This window comes from Burkholderia gladioli, assembly GCF_000959725.1.
In the GTDB taxonomy this organism is placed as follows: domain Bacteria; phylum Pseudomonadota; class Gammaproteobacteria; order Burkholderiales; family Burkholderiaceae; genus Burkholderia; species Burkholderia gladioli.
This window is the reverse complement of sequence record NZ_CP009323.1, coordinates 4,636,758-4,653,287: the sequence shown is the minus strand read 5'-3', so window position 1 is coordinate 4,653,287 and position 16,530 is coordinate 4,636,758. Positions and strand designations below refer to the sequence as shown.

Genomic DNA, 16,530 nt, shown 5'->3' with positions numbered 1-16,530 from the left:
CGAGGGTGGTCACGGAACGTGCAATATGAAAAGCCGATCTCGCCGCTCAGCGGAGACCGCGGAGGCGTCGGCCAAAATGTTCGGTGCACGATTCGTCATTGGGATGCCGGGCATCTCTCCATGGCATGTCATCGGTTGTTGTCGGGTATGCACGCCGGGCACCGCGAAAACTGGTGTTCGGCTGTTTTCTGCTCGGCGTTACCCGGGCGCAGCTATGCCTTGGATACAGGAAGACTATTCACGAAACAAGGTTCCAAGGGTGTCGCGTAGCCAGATGATCGCGGGGTCTCGTGCATATCGCTCATGCCAGTGCTGCATCACCCGGTAGCTCGGCACTTTAAACGGCAGTTCCAGTATCTTTATAGGATTTGTATCGGCAACAATACGCGCAAAACGCTCAGGGACGATGGCCACATAGTCTGTGCAGACGATATTGGAAATAACGCCAAGAAAGTTCGGAATCCGCAAACCGACCTTTCGTTTGATGTTGTTGCGCGCTATTGTCTCATCAACAATGACGTGGCCGGTTCCTTGCGTGGCTACTATGAGATGCGATTCACGTTCGAACTCATCCAGGGATATGGCAGTGCCATGGAGTCGGCCATGATCCTTATTCACAATGCAGACAAATCTGTCAGTAAAGAGTTGCTGCTGATAAATCGCTGCGTCCAACTGTGTTAGAAACCCGATAGCCAGATCAATCTCGCCAGATTCCAGTTGGCACGCGGTACGGTCGGACGTGTACCGGAGGTCCAGCCTAACCCCGGGCGCCACTTTCTGAAGATGCTCGAGCAGACGAGGCATCATGACGCGTTGGCCGATATCGGTCATACAGAGGCCAAACATCCGTTGCGAACTCGACGGGTCGAACGTTGCGCGATGTAGCAACGTCGATCTGAGTGCGGCCGTTGCCTGGCGCAAAGGGCTCACTATGTCGTCAGCCAGAGGCGTTGGCTGCATTCCGTCTGCTGTCCGAACAAAGAGAGGATCGTTATAGTGCTTGCGAAATTTCGCGAGAACCATACTCACCGCTGATTGACCCATGTCAAGGTTCTCTGCTGCGCGCGAAATGCTTGCGGTGCGATAGACCTCATCAAAAACCAGGAGGTGTTTCAGGTCGATGTTGTCCACAGGGTCCCCTCTATCAATTTATTTGACGCAAGTTATCAATCCTGGCATATGGATTGATGAGATGCAAATTCCTACAATCACTGAGTGTTGACGGTTCCCACGGCTGCAGGGATCTGGACCAACTATGCGGTTCTGTACATCAGTAAGTAGAGGAGACTATGACTTCCAAACAGCAGGAATCCCGGCCCATTCTTATCTCTGGCGGTGGCATAGGCGGGTTCGCGGCTGCGCTCGCGCTAAGCAAGGCCGGTTTTAAAGTTCGACTTTTTGAGAAGGCACAGGAAATCAGGGAGATCGGCGCCGGCATTCAGATCGGCCCTAATGCCTTCCATGTCTTCGAGCGACTCGGCGTCACCGCAGCGGTTCGGGCAAAGGCAGCAATGCCGGAACGGCTGGTGATGATGGACGGAATATCGGGAGAGCAGGTGGTCTCCATTCCTCTTGACGACCAGTTTGTAAGGCGGTTCAAACATCCTTACGCGCTGATACATCGGGCGGATCTGCATCGGATTCTGCTTGATGCGTGCGTGCGTTCCAGTCGCATCGAGGTGTCGACGAATACGACAGTCATCGGTTTCACTGACAACGGCGATGGTGTCACCCTTCACACAACGGAGGGGGACATTTCAGGCCACGCATTGATCGGCGCCGATGGACTGTGGTCGACCATTCGGGACCAGATTGTTGGCGATGGTTCGCCAAGGGTTTCGGGGCACATCGCTTATCGGGCTGTCCTTCCTATCAGCGAGGTGCCCGACGAATTGCGCTCCAACACCATGACCCTATGGGCAGGCGCGAAGACTCACCTCGTACATTATCCGCTACGGGGCGGAGATCTGTTCAATCTGGTCGCTGTGTTTCACAGCGATCGATATGTGGAGGGGTGGGACGCAGTGGGCGATGCACAGGAACTCCACCTGCGGTTCCGTGACGCGGTACCTACGGTTAAGGCTCTCCTCGCGAAGATCGATACGTGGCGCATGTGGGTTCTTTGCGATCGCGACCCCATAAGAAACTGGTCAAAGGGTAACGTCACCCTTTTGGGAGACGCGGCTCATCCGATGCTGCAGTACATGGCCCAAGGTGCGTGCATGGCAATGGAGGATGCGGTTGTACTCGCGGATGAACTGGCGTGTGAGAGTAGCGACGTGCCTGCCGCATTTTTGCGCTACCAGGACCGACGCTATCTGCGGACTGGAAAGGTACAAATGAGCGCGCGACTATATGGGGAGTTCTACCACGCAAGTGAGGTGAAACGCGAGCTTCGCAACCAGTTTTTGCAGGCGCGATCGCTTGAGCAGACACTGGACGGTATGGCATGGCTATATGACCCCACGCCGATTCAGCCGATTTCCACGGAGTCGGACCAGGGCGTCGTTGCCTCCAGTTGACGTGGCCCAAGAAAAACCTGGCCACCGCGCGATCCGCCGCTTCTCGAACTTTTCCAGGCTAACTATGAAGATCTGTCGCTTTAACGAAAATTGTCTCGGCCTCGTTGAAGGCAATGTAGTTCGGGACGTGACGCAAGCACTCAAAGTGCTACGTCCGGCTGACTATCCTTTTCCCCGGTATGACGTACTGATCGCTAATCTCGATCTGATCCGCAGCGCTGTGACGGAACTGGCGCCGCGCGCACGTACTGTTCCACTATCGGATGTGGCCCTTCTCAGCCCCGTCGCGAATCCTGGAAAGATTGTGGCCGCACCAGTAAATTACCAGAAGCATCTCAAGGAGGTTCTCTGCGATCCTAATCTGCATCACGACAATCAGATCAATCACATCCAACGCGCCGGTCTCTTTCTTAAGGCGACGAGTTCGCTCGTTGGCCCGTCTGAAGGGGTTGCGCTTCGAAAGCTTGACCGTCGTAACGACCATGAGGTGGAACTCGCCGTCATCATTGGCAAGAAAGCAGCCAACGTGTCCAAGGTCGATGCACTCAAATTCGTTGCGGGGTATTGCATCGGTCTCGATATCACGATCCGCGGACCGGAAGAGCGAAGTTTCCGGAAGTCTCCGGACTCTTATACTGTGCTAGGGCCGTGGCTTGTGACGAGCGACGAACTTCCAGACCCGAGCAATCTCAGCTTCTCCATTTCCGTCAATGGTGAGATTCGTCAGCGGTCCAACACAAGTGAACTGATTCTTGGTGTTAGCGAACTGATCGAATTTGCTTCCTCTTATTACACTTTGCTACCCGGTGACGTGATCATCACCGGGACACCAGAAGGCGTTGCATCGATCCGGCCGGGCGACTCCATGTTTGCAGAATTCGAGGGGATCGGCTCGATGGAAGTCGATGTGCGATGCAGTGTTCAGGAGGGTTGAGTCATGGCAACGTCTTCCCTTCAGTCTGCAACATGCGGGGACAGCGCTGAACGCCTTGCGCTGTACGACCAACTCGACAACGCGAACTCCGCTCCGTTGTGGGCCGTGATGTCCCAACTCGTGACGCCTGAGCCGCGACCGTACTGTGTACCCTACAAGTGGGACTATTCAGTCATGCGGGAACTGCTCCTGAGTGCTGGGAAGCTCATCACCGCGAAGGAAGCAGAGCGCAGAGTGCTGGTGCTGGAAAATCCGGGGATTCGCGGTATCTCACAGATTACTCAGAGTCTGTACGCCGGGCTTCAGCTAATTCTTCCAGGCGAAGTTGCGCCGACTCACCGACACGCAGCGGCGGCCTTGCGCCTGATCATCGAAGGTGGAGGCGGGTACACGTCAGTAAGTGGCGAACGAATACCGATGTCGCCAGGTGATTTCATTCTCACGCCATCCTGGACGTTTCATGACCATGGGAATCTCGGGGATGACCCCGTGATATGGCTTGACGGTCTGGACGTTCCCATGGTCAACCTCTTCGACGCGAGCTTTGCCGAGGCCTACCCGGCGGGTGAAACACAGAAGGTTGAGCGATTGACTGGTGACGCGCTGGCGCGTTACGGATCGAACCTGCTTCCGGTGGAGTACGTCCCGCAAGGCGCGGCTTCCCCGGTTTTTCATTACCCCTACTCGAGGGTAAAGGACGTCCTTCAGCGATTGCATGCAAGCGGCAGCCTGGATCCGCGCCACGGCATAAAGCTTCAGTATGCCAATCCCGCCACCGGTGGTTATCCGCTGCCGACCATCGCGGCATTCATGCAGCAGTTGCCCGCGCGATTCACTGGAGCTCCCTATCGCTCCACCGATTCAACAGTTTATTGCGTCCGCGAAGGCCGCGGGTTCAGTTCGATAAGCGGTGAGTGCATCCGCTGGCAGGCCGGCGATGTCTTTGTCGCGCCATCCTGGAGCGTCACCTCGCATCACGCGGTTGAACCGGCTGTGCTGTTCAGCTTCTCTGATCGGCCGGCGCAGAAGGCACTGGGATTGTGGCGGGAAGAAGCCCTCGATTACTGAATTGAGTTTGTTGTAGTCGGCTGGAGACCCGGCGTTCGGTGCATTGGTGCATCGGCGGAAGTCCAGGCCTTCTGAGCTGGCGTCGCGTCGGAAGTAGGTCCCGGCTGGAGACCGAAGCGCAGGCCTTCGGATCAGCCTGCTTCAGCATTTCCGAGACGGTCAATGCGCAAATAAACTTGCCTAGGCTATGATAGCTATAGCATTGACTAGCGTGTTATTTCGCAGTTGAGAAGGTCGTTGAGTCCAAGCGCGCGCTGGCAGACGCGAGCTGAGGTTGGGCCCTTGGTTCTAGCGGTATACGGGAAAAGGGGGCCTGTTTGGTGCAGGCAAGTCGCGTCGTAGATGACTGTCAACTAGTGGTTAAATTGGATGACATGGCAATTATTTATATAACTTCTCCAGTCCAATGTTGTTGCCTGGCCTGTCTATTCCGGCACGAGACAAATGGACCGGCGCACGCCGCGGGCCGTTTGCGGACATCGTAACCGGGCCATAGCGGGGCACTTCCAAACTCCAAACGAGTAACACGAAATACGCGGTGAACCCATGAATCAACCGAATATCGATCTTCCGCCTCTTACAGGCGGCCGTCTGGCTCTCGCGACGATTGCCGTTGCGTTGGCCACATTCATGAACGTGCTCGACTCCTCGATCGCGAACGTGGCCATTCCAACCATCTCGGGCAATCTCGGTGTGTCTGTCGATGAAGGCACGTGGGTTATAACTGTATTCGGCGCAGCTAATGCCGTGTCGATTCCGCTGACCGGATGGCTCACGCAGCGCTTCGGACAGGTAAGACTGTTCGTTGGCGCCATCCTAAGTTTTGTATTTGCGTCCTGGGTATGCGGCGTTGCCCCGAGTCTTCCGATTTTGCTGGTCGCGCGCATCTGCCAGGGTGCCGTGGCGGGTCCGCTGATTCCGCTGTCTCAAGCCATTCTGCTAGGCTCATATCCGAAGCAGAAGGCGTCGACAGCCCTCTCGCTGTGGGCGATGACCGCGACTGTTGGTCCGATCGCCGGTCCTGCTCTGGGCGGATGGATTACAGACAGTTATAGCTGGTCGTGGATCTTTTACATCAACATTCCGGTGGGGATCTTCGCGGCGGCCGTCACGTGGATGATTTATCGTAGCCGCGAGTCGGCCACACGCAAGCCGCCTATCGACCTCGTTGGACTCGGGCTTCTGATCGCCTGGGTCGCCTCCCTGCAGATCATGCTTGACAAAGGTAGAGACCTAGACTGGTTCTCGTCGTCAACGATCGTACTTTTGGGTATCACGGCACTTGTCAGCTTCGCGTTCTTCCTCGTTTGGGAACTGACAGACGAGAATCCAATCGTCGATATCAAGCTCTTTGCACAGCGCAACTTTCTCGGCGGGACGGTCGCGATTTCAGTCGCGTACGCTGTCTTCTTCGGCAATCTGGTTCTCATGCCGCAATGGATGCAGGAATATCTTAACTATCGCTCTCTCGACGCCGGCCTCGTGACGGCACCTCTCGGGATTTTCGCAGTGCTGCTTGCGCCTGTTATGAGTCGGGTGCTTCCGCGAACCGACGCGCGCGTCATTGCGACAATGTCGTTTATCGGTTTCTCGGTAGTTTTCTATATGCGATCAAAGTACGTGATCGAAATAGACACGTGGCACCTGGTGATTCCGACGCTCCTTCAGGGAATCCCGACGGCCCTCTTCTTCGTGCCGCTAACTGCAATAATACTTTCCGGACAACCGCCCAGCCGGATTCCAGCGGCGGCAGGCCTATCGAACTTTGTACGCGTGTTCTGTGGCGCGATCGGGACTTCCATGGCGGGCAACGAATGGAACAACCGCACAGTGTTGCATCATGAAAGGCTGACAGAGCAGGCCTCGATCAATAATCCGCTGTTCACCGGGCAGATCGATTCAACACAGTCGCTGCTCCATATGAATTCACAGTCGGCGCACGCGCTGTTCGACCTCACCGTCACGAGTGAGGCTGCGATGATGGGCCTGAACGATATCTTTTTCGCCTCGGCTGTAATTTTTCTGCTCATCATTCCGCTTATCTGGATCACGCGTTCAGTCAGGGGAGGCGCCGGTGAGGCAACCGGTGCGCACTAAGGTCTCAAAGGTTAAGCGGCGGGGCTGACGCCGGTCCCGCAAAAGGAGCGCTGCCGCCAGGTTTTCTTTTGGGAAAGTGTTGTTGGCGATGGGCAATGGAGCAAGACGCCTGGCTAACGCCGACCATATGAATTCACGACGGCGTCCGGTTGATCGCAAAAGATATGCACCGGAATACGGGGTGTTTCGGAGGTGCGTATGAGGAATGGCTCCCGACGTCGTCCAGCAAGCCGGCAGGAGGTCGGCGATCCGCAGGCAGCCGGGCAGGCGGCGATGGTTTTGCGCAAAGTGGAGTTCTGGTGGGTGAGTCTCGTCAATTACACACACGCCAGCAATGCGGTTCGGTCACGTCGCAATACGACGAATCAGTGTACAAAAATACTCCGTTGCCGGAGTGAGCGGTAGCCCGGTGCGCTGGACAATGCAAACCGGAGGGGCATGCAACGGTTCTGCAACCCTGATTTCTTCAAACAACTCGCTTAGTGGTGGATACTTGATCCACTGGACCGGCAGCATCATCAACAAGTTCGAGTTTGCCAGCGCAGTCATGAAAGTTAACGCCGACTGTGCCCGCATTGCCAGGCGCGGCGCAGGCAACCCGTGCTTTTCAAACAACGGACCGAGTTCCTCTTCGGCACGGTGCGTGATGGATGTCGTTATCCATTCAGCTTCGACCAGTTCGCACAGTGACCTCGCCTTGGCCAGCGGATGCCCCCGCCGGGCGATGATCACCCTGTTGTTGTCAAACAATTTCTCGATCTGAAGTTCGCCTGGCACCGTTACTGGTGCCGGTCCAATGTAACAGTCGACTGTCCCATCCATGAGGGACGCTTCCACTACCGGATACACTCCGTCAATGATCTCAAGGTTGATGTCTGGGTAGCGGCTGCGAAATGGTCGCAGAACGCCCGGCAAGAGTCCAAGATGCGCCGCGGTTGACATGCACAGTGTCACACGGCCGTGCGTTTCGCCGCGCATCTGCTCGATTTCATCTCTGGCACGCTGGAGCTCATTGCGGACCACGTTGGCACGCCGCAGGAAAGCGCTTCCGGCCGTTGTCAGCCGCACGCCCTTGACATGGCGTTCGAACAGCGCGACCCCAAGTTCTTTCTCCAGGTCGCGAATGCTGCGGGAAATTGCAGGTTGTGGTTGGCCAAGAAACCGCGCGGCTGCCCGCAACCCACCACGCTCAGCCACAGCAATGAAGTCCCGCAACGTGTTCAGTTTCACCATTGACACCGATTCAGTTCTGATATCACCTCGACGATTTTGCCATCTTTGTGAATCGCGTGGAAGTCCCTACGATGCAGCAATACATGATTCAAGAACGGGTAGAAGGAGACTGAGCCGTGGGTAAGTTGGGAAAACCGCGCGTATTGATTGTGGGGGCGGGCCCGGCCGGCCTGGCAATGGCAATCGAGCTGGGACATAGAGGTATTCCGTGTCTGCTCGTTGAACGGAACGATAGGGTTGGCTATGCACCTCGCGCCAAGACCACCAACGTGCGCACCAGGGAACACCTGCGCCGTTGGGGTATTGCCGATCGGCTTCGGGCGGCCTCGCCGCTTGGCGTCGACTATCCTTCGAACGTCGTATTCTGCACGCGGCTAGCCGGGTTCGAACTGGCACGGCACGAGAACGCAATGTTCTGTGCGCCTGGCCGCAATCCGCTCTATTCGGAGCATGCCCAGTGGATTCCGCAGTACACGGTTGAAGATGTGCTGCGATCGCACGCGCAGTCGTTGCCCGGCGTTGAAATCCGGTTCCGCTGCGAACTGCGAGAGTTTGTGCAGGACGATGAGGTGGTAACTGCCATTCTGCACGACCTCGATCAGCAGCGCGACGTGGTGGTCGACGTGGACTACCTGGTAGGGACTGATGGCGCACGCAGTCTCGTGCGAAATATCATTGGAACGCGGATGGAAGGCCAATATGGTCTCTCGAAGAATTACAACATTGTATTTCGAGCACCAGGACTGGCTGATGCGCATGGTCTGGGACCGGCCATCATGTATTGGCAGATAAACCGCGATGCACCGAGTCTCATCGGACCGATGGATGTTGGTGATACGTGGTTCTTCATGCCCACCCACGTCTCGTCGGGCGCACCCATCGAGGGTGCTGATGCGCGTGCGATGATTGCCACCGCCACCGGCATTGACCTGCCGTACGAAGTGTTGTCTAGCGATGAGTGGGTCGCAAGCAAGCTGCTTGGCGACCGATACCGCAAGGGGCGTGCTTTCCTGGCAGGGGACGCCTGTCACTTGCATCCGCCCTTTGGGGGATACGGGATGAATATGGGCGTCGCGGACAGCGTCGATCTTGGCTGGAAGCTGGCCGCCGTATTACAAGGTTGGGGCGGACCCGCGCTTCTCGATAGCTATGAGGCCGAGCGGCGCCCGGTGCACCAGTGGGTGCTTGACGAAGCCGTAGTTAACCACGCGACGCTTGGTAACCAGTTGGTCATGGACGATATCGAGGCCGACTGTGAAAGGGGGGAGAGCGTGCGCCGTGAAATTGGCAGCCGTATAACCGCTGCGAAGATGCGGGAATTTTCCACCTTGGGCGTGGTGCTTGGCTACCGCTATGACGATTCGCCGATCGTGATACCAGATGGCAGCGCCTCGCCGGAGAAGGACTTCATCAACTATGTGGCTTCGTCGCGGCCAGGCGCGCTCGCACCACACGCGTGGTTGCACGACGGCAGTTCCCTCTACGACCACTTCGGCAGCGGATTTACATTGCTTGCGTCGACCAGGGCGAGCAAAGAGGAAGTTGCATCAGTCGTTTCGGATGCGACAGATTGCGGGTTGCCGTTAAAGGTCATCCAACCTCCGGAGGGCGGCATTGCGAACCTCTACCCGGCCCGTTTTACGCTGATCCGCCCCGATCAGCACGTTGCATGGCGTGGCGATGCACAGCCAGCAATGGCGACGATCAGAACGGTGGCCGGCTTCGCTGCAGATTGAGAAGGGGAAGCCTATGACGACGCAAACAGGCCGCCGGCCGAATACCATTGGCGTTCATTCCGTTCACGAGTTCGTTTTCTCGGTTCCCGATTTGGGCGAAGCTGAGCGGTTTTATACAACTTTTGGCCTCGACGTGCGAAGACATGACGATCGTCTCGATTTATATACGTATGGCCATTCGCACCGCTGGGCGTCGGTCCATCTCAATGCGGAACGCAAACGGCTTGAGTATGTGAGCTTCGGGATCTTTGCTCAGGACCTGGAGGCCTTTCGTTCGCGCATCACATATCACGGTCTGGAGGCCGCTCCACATCGTTTGTCAGATGGCGCTGGCATCTGGTTGCGCAGCCCGGACGGCACGCTCATGCGACTGTTGGTTGTCGACAAGGTGTCGCCGGACGAGAAAAGTCAGCCGACGCCCGCGCGACCCGTCACCCGCGGTCGCGGAGCTGCTCCGTCGCGTGGCACCGTCGCTCCGGTACGCCCGCGCAGGCTGTCTCACATTCTTCTCTTCAGTCCGGACGTGCTGCGTATGGTTAGCTTTTGCGAAGCCGTGCTGGGCATGCGACTGTCCGACCGTTCAGGGGATCTTGTTGCGTTTCTGCACGGCCAACACGGTTCCGATCATCACCTCGTCGCGTTTGCGAAGTCGACGGCGCCTGGTTTGCACCACTCCAGCTGGGATGTGGGCAGCATTGATGAAGTCGGAGCCGGTAGTGAACAGATGCGTAATGCTGGCTACCTCGAGGGATGGGGCGTCGGCCGACACGTGCTGGGCTCCAACTACTTTTACTACGTCCGCGATCCGTGGGGCAGCTTCGCAGAATACTCGTTCGATATTGACTATGTGCCGAACGACATCGACTGGCCATCTGCGAACCATGCGCCCGAGGATTCCCTGTATGTCTGGGGCCCCGCCGTCCCGGACTACTTCTTTACCAACTTTGAGCAGGCTGCGACCTGAAGGAGACAATGTGAGACTTGTAGCATTCCTTGATGTCAATGGACGACCGGCAATCGGCGCACGTATCGATGCAGATACAATCGTGAACCTGACCGCCGCAGGCCTGCCCGATTCGCTGGACGCATTGCTGCACATGGAGAGCGCCGGCATGCAAGCCGCACGGCAGGCGCTGGAGCGTCGCGGCGTGACTGTCTCGACCCATGGGCTGCGATACTTGCCGCCAATAAGTACCCCATCGAAAGTCTTCGCGATCGGGCTGAACTATATCGACCACGCAGCAGAGAGCAACTTTGCGCCGCCGAAATACCCGGTCATTTTCAGCCGGTATCCATCGTCGTGGGTCGCGCACGACGAGCCGATTGTGCGGCCGCATGTATCGACGCAATTTGATTACGAGGCCGAGCTCGTCGTGGTAGTCGGCAAGGCTGGGCGATATATCTCCAAAGAGGCGGCGCTCGATCACGTGGCGGGTTATTCAGTGTTCAACGAAGGCTCCATCCGCGATTTTCAACTGCGCACCAATCAGTGGACAATCGGCAAGACCTTCGACTCTAGTGGCGCTTTCGGCCCGGAGCTCGTCACCGCCGATGAGTTACCCGCAGGTGCAAAGGGGCTGCGGATCAGCTGCCGGCTGAACGGAGTGACGATGCAGGACGCGAATACCGCTGACATGATTTTTGATGTCGCGACTCTCATCGCTGCCTGTTCGGAAGCGGTTGAATTGCAGCCAGGCGACATCATTATCTCCGGTACGCCGTCGGGTGTCGGACTTGCTCGCGATCCACAGGTGTGGATGAAACCCGGGGACGTTTGCGAAATCGAGATCGAAGGAGTCGGCCTACTGCGCAACCGCGTTGTCGATGAGGAAAGAAACACGCGGCCCTGACTCATCAATGCTCTTGGCGACCGGTATAGTTCGACGGACATGACAAAAACTGCATGCCGGTCCATGTCTGCGTACCGTCGGCTTTATTGGAGTGTAGCCAGACTTTATGTGCTTTGTAACGTCGGGTCTCGGCATGCGACCGGTATGAGACAACAGTGGATCCCGGACACGCGACAGCCAGCGGCGGCTTCGTTGCCCATTTCTTCCAGCAGCATTCCGACCGCTTCGCCGGAATTCGACAATGCACGGAAACCCAGGGCGGGTTCGCCCCAGTCCGAACAGCGCGCCGACAGTGTCAGCCGCGCTAAGGCGCTTGCCGGTCGGGCGATTTCTCTATCAATGTTCCAAGATGCGCGATGGCGACCAGTGACCGATGGTTATTGCGGTTCGCCGATCAAGGTCGGCTCAGTTTGACCGTTTAAGGCAACTCGCAGGCGCGGCATTGTTTGCACTTCAAGGCAAACTGGATAATTTCTCGAGGGCTCCGTGAGACTGACCGTTCGAAACAGACTTCTGTCGAGTATTGTCCTGCTCGTGATTTGCATGATTGGGCTCTCCACATTCCTCCTTCAGCGCCTCGAAGAAGCCAATGATCGAACAACGTCATTGTATCAACGCGACTTCGCGAACGCGTCGACGCTGGCTGAGATCGACGGGCTATTGACGCGCTCCTACATCAACATTCAGCGGATGGTCGCCGCTGGTGACCCAGCTACTACGGTAGCCCTGAAGCAGGAGAACGAGGAACGCTACGCGGCCATTGAAAAGTCTCTAGCGGCACTTGTGGCAAACAGCAGTGTCAACGAGAAGGCAAACGTCGCCAAGCTGCAGAACGCATGGTACGGGATGCAAGTCGGTCTAAAACACCAGATGGAAAAAATTGACGCTGGTGATAGCAAGGGTACCGCTGAGGTAACCCGGCGGGAACTGGGCGGCAATGTCAGTCAGATCTTTGCGATACTGGCCGATCTGAAGCGCAGCGCGGGAGACGAGGCTCGGCAGACCATTCGGGAGAACGTCGCGAGTGCCGCGCGAGTCCTATCCGTCTCCATTACCGTTATTGCGCTGGTGTCTATGCTGGCATTGGCGTTTGGCTTCTATGTAGTCCGCTCGGTAACCGGAGCCCTCGATACTGCGCTCGGCATCGCGAATCGGATCGCTAACGGATACCTCGGCAACAAGATAGAGGTGCATGGGGAAGATGAAAGCGGTGCCTTGCTCGACGCCCTATGCAAGATGGACCAGCAGCTTCGTCATCCCGTGCGCCGGATCATGGCCAGTGCAGAGTCCGTGACAGCTGCGTCGCGGCAGATCGCGGTCGGCAACACCGACCTGTCTTCGCGCACGATCGAACAGGCTGCCTCTTTAGAGGAGACTGCAGCCAGTATGACGCAACTCACGCAAACAGTGAAGCAGAACGCCGACAACGCCCGGCAGGCCAAGGAACTGGCGACGCGCGCCACACTTACTGCCGACGAAGGCCATGAAGCTGTACAAAACGTGGTTCGGACTATTGACCGTATCAATAGCAGTTCCGCCAAGATCTCGGAAATTACGGGCGTAATCGAGGCTATCGCATTTCAAACCAACATACTCGCGTTGAACGCAGCCGTCGAGGCGGCGCGCGCGGGGGAACAGGGACGCGGCTTCGCGGTCGTCGCGACGGAAGTGCGCGGGCTCGCGCAACGCTCTTCCGCTGCGGCGAAGGAGATCAAGGCGCTTATTGAATCGTCGGTGGCAATGATCGATGAGGGTGTACGTCAGGCCTCTGAAGCCGGTTCGACAATGAGCAATGTAAAGCACGTCATAAAGCGGGCTTCGGACTTCGTAGGCGAAATCGCCATGGCATCAGGCGAGCAGAGTCTAGGAATCGAGCAGGTGCATCAGGCCATTGTTCAAATGGACCACGCGACTCAGCAGAGTGCATTGCTGGTGCAGGCGGCCGCCCTAGCGGCGCAGTCACTCGACGAACAGGCTGGCAATTTGAACAGCGCAGTGGCAGTGTTCAGGTTGCCTGACGCCGATCTCGCGGCAGAGTGAACAAGTCGTATCATGTCGCTACGGAAGTCGGCGAAACATATTCACCGCTCCGGCTTTTCGACAACTTCGGATCAACGACGCGTTGCGTGGCAGCACCACACGGAATTGCAAACCGTGCCGCTAGACGTCCTCCTGCTGCCAAGGGCGGGCTTGGTGAGTTCAATTGGCGGATCGTCGCGCTAATGCCCTCGGGTAGAAAATCCTGAAACTCCGATTCCGTTTCGGCGCGCCGCATTAGACGGCCCAGTTTAGGCTAGCTTTATCCGTGAGTGCGTTGTTGCGGCCGATTCTGATATGCTAAATTGCGCCGGAATCCAAATGCACCGCTCATTTATGTGGAGGCTACAACATGTTCGAAACGGAAGCCTTCGCCAGCTGGGGCGATATGGATTTCAACTCACATATGCGTAACACCGCCTATCTGGACAAATCGGTTGATGCGCGGATGTTGTATCTGACGAGCCAGGGATTCTCAATGTCGGCACTCATGCAGCTACGCATTGGCCCGGTCGTGATGAGAGACGAGATTGAATATTTCCGCGAAATCTATCTCCTCGAACGAGTTTCAGTGAACCTCGCACTCGCTGGCTTGTCTGCCGATGGAAGCCGAATGTTGTTGCGCAACGAGTTTCTTCGCGGCGACCAGATGGTAGCTCGCGTGACGTCGTCAGTGGGTTGGCTCGATCTAGAAAAACGCAGGTTGACATGTCCGCCCTCTCAGTTGTTCGACGCAATGAATGCATTGGAAAGAACCGAACAGTTTGTTGAATTGCCCAGCTGCGTAAAAGCGACGCGATCCAGTTGATTGCCTGGTTCGGCGCACCGCAAATCCGGACTTTGAGTCGTTGCGATGGGCCATGTGCGGGCAGTGTGACTGCACTTGCAGCGAACCGGAAGGGCGCCCGAGGCAGGACGACTCGCAACATATTCGTTCACCGTACATGAAGCTTAAGGGCCGTAGGTTGGAAGGCCAATTGGGAGGGTTATGCCCACCTGTAGTCCACCGCTTGGACGGTTGGCGAGCTTAATGTCGCCGCCGTGCGCGCGGACAATAGCGCGCGCAGACGTAAGCCCCAAGCCCATTCCACCTGTCGTGCGGTTACGGGATTTTTCGAGGCGAAAAAAGGGCGCAAACACCTGCTCGAAAGTGCCAGCCGGGATCCCGGGGCCGCGGTCACAAATCGTGATTCTGATCTGACTTTCGTCCCCGTGGAGTTCGAGCTCTGCGCAATCGCCGTATTTCAAGGCATTGTCTACAAGGTTCATACAGGCGCGTCTCAATGAAAACGGGCGCCCAGTGAAAACCAGGCGCTCCGGTCCCGCATAAGACACATGCTCGCCGTGATCGGCGTAGTCATCGGCCATCGCATGTAAAAGACCTGCGAAGTCGAAAGCGGTTGGCTCTTCAGCCGTAAAATCGTCCCTGAAAAAAGACAACGCCGAATCGGCCATCGCCTGCAAATCGTCGACATCCCGAAACAGGCGCGTCCGCTGGTCCTCGTCTTCAATAAACTCGCCGCGGAGCCGGATCTTCGTGAGTGGAGTCCGGAGATCATGCGACATTGCCGCCAGCATCGCTGTGCGGTCTTCGACAAACCTCCGGAGCTGCGCCTGTAAGGTGTTGAAAGCCGCGATCGCCGCACGTAATTCATGGGGGCCTGCTTCAAGCAAGGGACTGGTTCGCGGATCGCCTCCGAATGCGCGAAGGTCATCCGCAAATTGCCTGATCGGTCTGGCGAGGTAATGAGTGGCAAGCAAAGCTGCGGCAAGAATTGAAACCGCAACGAAGATGAGGGCAAAGGCCACCTGCGCAGGCTCTGATAACCCCCATACCCGGCGAGTCGCATTGAACGCGACCCAACTGTGGTCGCGAAGCTCGAGCGCAAGGAGATAGGCGTGCGGCTGCGACTCTACGCCGTACTTTTGACCGGGTACGGGTCTGTCCGATTCGAACAGTAGTGTGCGGCGCCGCTGTCCGCCGTTGTCAAACCAACTGGACAGTTCCACATCATTCTCGTTCATTGTTGATGTGGCAAAGCTTCGCGCCAGCGACGTGTTTGCCGCGTACCATTCGGCATTCACTTCCGGAATCTGTGCGGCTTTCGCCAGAGGCTCGCGAAACTCCGGGGGAACGATCTCGATCATTCTGACAAGATCGTTGGCTCTACTGAGAAGTACAGACTCCTCGGCCACCGGCCGGACCCAAACCCCCGCGTACCGGTTAAACAGGGCGCTAACCACCAGCACACCGACAATGGCGGCGCCGACCGTCATAGCGATTCGCCAGCCGATTGTGTCGCGCGGTAGGGGCATCGGGATCATCCCCGTCGCACCATCGGCGTGAACATATAGCCGCCGCCGCGCACCGTACGGATGACAGATGGTTCCTTGTCGTCGATATCGAGCTTTCTGCGCAGTCGGCCAACCTGTACATCGATGCTTCTATCGTAGACGTCGTGAGACGAACCTCGCGCAATATCAAGCAACTGGTCTCGGCTCAGGACCCGTTGCGGGTTTTCCGCAAACGCAAGAAGCAAATCGAATTCGCTGCTGGACAGGATCGTAAGGGTGTTCTCCGGCGAACGCAGTTCACGTCGGGCAATATCCAGCCGCCATCCCGCAAATGAGAGGAATGGCCTGGTTTGCGTCCCCGTCTTCGTCATGTCAAGGTACCCGCTTCTACGCAGGAGCGCCCTGACGCGTGCAAGTAGTTCTCGTGCATCAAATGGCTTGACGAGGTAATCGTCGGCACCTATCTCCAGTCCCACGACGCGGTCGACGTGGTCCGTAACCGCGGTAAGCATGATGACAGGCACCTTCGACACGGAGCGCAGTCGGCGGCACAGGCTGAGACCATCTTCTCCAGGCAGCATGACGTCAAGGACCACGACGTCTATCAACTGTGTATCGAGCACTTCAAAAAGGTTGTCTCCGTCGGTCGCAACACTGACCGTATAGCCGTGTCTGTGAAAAAACGCGCTCAATAAAGATCTGATGTCCTCTTCGTCATCAACTACGAGTATGTTCGGCATCGCATCCATTCCCGAATA

General features: G+C 57.0%; 13 protein-coding genes. 9 read left to right on the top strand and 4 right to left on the bottom strand.

The annotated features are described in order from the left end of the window. Positions 1-234: 234 nt before the first annotated feature. Positions 235-1,131, bottom strand: coding sequence for a LysR family transcriptional regulator (locus BM43_RS37275; RefSeq protein WP_036050404.1), 897 nt, complete (start codon positions 1,129-1,131; stop codon positions 235-237). A gap of 158 nt (positions 1,132-1,289) precedes the next feature. On the opposite strand from BM43_RS37275, the gene BM43_RS37270 reads away from it, so the two are divergent. The 4 genes from BM43_RS37270 to BM43_RS37255 all read left to right on the top strand — a co-directional run bounded on the left by BM43_RS37270 (position 1,290) and on the right by BM43_RS37255 (position 6,621). Beyond that, positions 1,290-2,522: a 3-hydroxybenzoate 6-monooxygenase gene (locus BM43_RS37270; RefSeq protein ID WP_036050407.1), complete on the top strand. Its 1,233-nt coding sequence runs from the start codon at positions 1,290-1,292 to the stop codon at positions 2,520-2,522. Positions 2,523-2,586: 64 nt separating this feature from the next. Next, on the top strand, positions 2,587-3,456 hold the full coding sequence (locus BM43_RS39870) for a fumarylacetoacetate hydrolase family protein (protein WP_036050411.1): 870 nt from the start codon (positions 2,587-2,589) through the stop codon (positions 3,454-3,456). A 3-nt stretch (positions 3,457-3,459) separates the two neighbouring features. Then, the gene (gtdA, locus tag BM43_RS37260) at positions 3,460-4,524 is read left to right on the top strand and encodes a gentisate 1,2-dioxygenase (RefSeq protein WP_036050414.1); all 1,065 of its coding nucleotides are present in this window, start codon (positions 3,460-3,462) and stop codon (positions 4,522-4,524) included. A 546-nt stretch (positions 4,525-5,070) separates the two neighbouring features. Beyond that, positions 5,071-6,621 carry a DHA2 family efflux MFS transporter permease subunit gene (locus tag BM43_RS37255; protein ID WP_042284795.1) on the top strand — a complete coding sequence of 517 codons (1,551 nt, stop codon included), beginning with the start codon at positions 5,071-5,073 and terminating at the stop codon, positions 6,619-6,621. 345 nt (positions 6,622-6,966) lie between these two features. On the opposite strand, the gene BM43_RS37250 is transcribed toward BM43_RS37255, so the two are convergent. Beyond that, positions 6,967-7,854, bottom strand: a complete 888-nt coding sequence (locus BM43_RS37250; RefSeq protein ID WP_036050417.1) for a LysR substrate-binding domain-containing protein — start codon at positions 7,852-7,854, stop codon at positions 6,967-6,969. Positions 7,855-7,970: 116 nt separating this feature from the next. On the opposite strand from BM43_RS37250, the gene BM43_RS37245 reads away from it, so the two are divergent. From BM43_RS37245 to BM43_RS37225, 5 genes are all read left to right on the top strand, one after another. Next, positions 7,971-9,590: an FAD-dependent monooxygenase gene (locus BM43_RS37245; protein WP_036050419.1), complete on the top strand. Its 1,620-nt coding sequence runs from the start codon at positions 7,971-7,973 to the stop codon at positions 9,588-9,590. A 13-nt stretch (positions 9,591-9,603) separates the two neighbouring features. Then, positions 9,604-10,554, top strand: a complete 951-nt coding sequence (locus BM43_RS37240) for a VOC family protein (RefSeq protein ID WP_042284793.1) — start codon at positions 9,604-9,606, stop codon at positions 10,552-10,554. An 82-nt stretch (positions 10,555-10,636) separates the two neighbouring features. After that, positions 10,637-11,440 carry a fumarylacetoacetate hydrolase family protein gene (locus BM43_RS37235; RefSeq protein ID WP_311133315.1) on the top strand — a complete coding sequence of 268 codons (804 nt, stop codon included), beginning with the start codon at positions 10,637-10,639 and terminating at the stop codon, positions 11,438-11,440. A gap of 486 nt (positions 11,441-11,926) precedes the next feature. Continuing rightward, positions 11,927-13,480: a methyl-accepting chemotaxis protein gene (locus BM43_RS42630; protein WP_036050429.1), complete on the top strand. Its 1,554-nt coding sequence runs from the start codon at positions 11,927-11,929 to the stop codon at positions 13,478-13,480. Between the two features lie 349 nt (positions 13,481-13,829). Beyond that, positions 13,830-14,285 carry a thioesterase family protein gene (locus tag BM43_RS37225; protein ID WP_036050431.1) on the top strand — a complete coding sequence of 152 codons (456 nt, stop codon included), beginning with the start codon at positions 13,830-13,832 and terminating at the stop codon, positions 14,283-14,285. Positions 14,286-14,428: 143 nt separating this feature from the next. Here BM43_RS37225 and BM43_RS37220 read toward each other — a convergent pair whose 3' ends face one another. Together BM43_RS37220 and BM43_RS37215 are read right to left on the bottom strand one after the other, a co-directional pair. Beyond that, positions 14,429-15,754, bottom strand: a complete 1,326-nt coding sequence (locus BM43_RS37220; RefSeq protein ID WP_158380932.1) for a sensor histidine kinase — start codon at positions 15,752-15,754, stop codon at positions 14,429-14,431. Positions 15,755-15,798: 44 nt separating this feature from the next. Further along, positions 15,799-16,512, bottom strand: coding sequence for a response regulator (locus tag BM43_RS37215; protein ID WP_036050436.1), 714 nt, complete (start codon positions 16,510-16,512; stop codon positions 15,799-15,801). Between the last annotated feature and the right edge of the window lie 18 nt (positions 16,513-16,530).

Excerpts from the sequence above, each read along its gene's own strand:
- BM43_RS37270 (WP_036050407.1), top strand. The coding sequence starts at position 1,290 with ATGACTTCCAAACAGCAGGAATCCCGGCCCATTCTTATCTCTGGCGGT.
- BM43_RS39870 (WP_036050411.1), top strand. The coding sequence starts at position 2,587 with ATGAAGATCTGTCGCTTTAACGAAAATTGTCTCGGCCTCGTTGAAGGC.
- gtdA (WP_036050414.1), top strand. The coding sequence starts at position 3,460 with ATGGCAACGTCTTCCCTTCAGTCTGCAACATGCGGGGACAGCGCTGAA.
- BM43_RS37255 (WP_042284795.1), top strand. The coding sequence starts at position 5,071 with ATGAATCAACCGAATATCGATCTTCCGCCTCTTACAGGCGGCCGTCTG.
- BM43_RS37250 (WP_036050417.1), bottom strand. The coding sequence starts at position 7,854 with ATGGTGAAACTGAACACGTTGCGGGACTTCATTGCTGTGGCTGAGCGT.
- BM43_RS37240 (WP_042284793.1), top strand. The coding sequence starts at position 9,604 with ATGACGACGCAAACAGGCCGCCGGCCGAATACCATTGGCGTTCATTCC.
- BM43_RS37225 (WP_036050431.1), top strand. The coding sequence starts at position 13,830 with ATGTTCGAAACGGAAGCCTTCGCCAGCTGGGGCGATATGGATTTCAAC.
- BM43_RS37220 (WP_158380932.1), bottom strand. The coding sequence starts at position 15,754 with ATGACGGTCGGCGCCGCCATTGTCGGTGTGCTGGTGGTTAGCGCCCTG.
- BM43_RS37215 (WP_036050436.1), bottom strand. The coding sequence starts at position 16,512 with ATGCCGAACATACTCGTAGTTGATGACGAAGAGGACATCAGATCTTTA.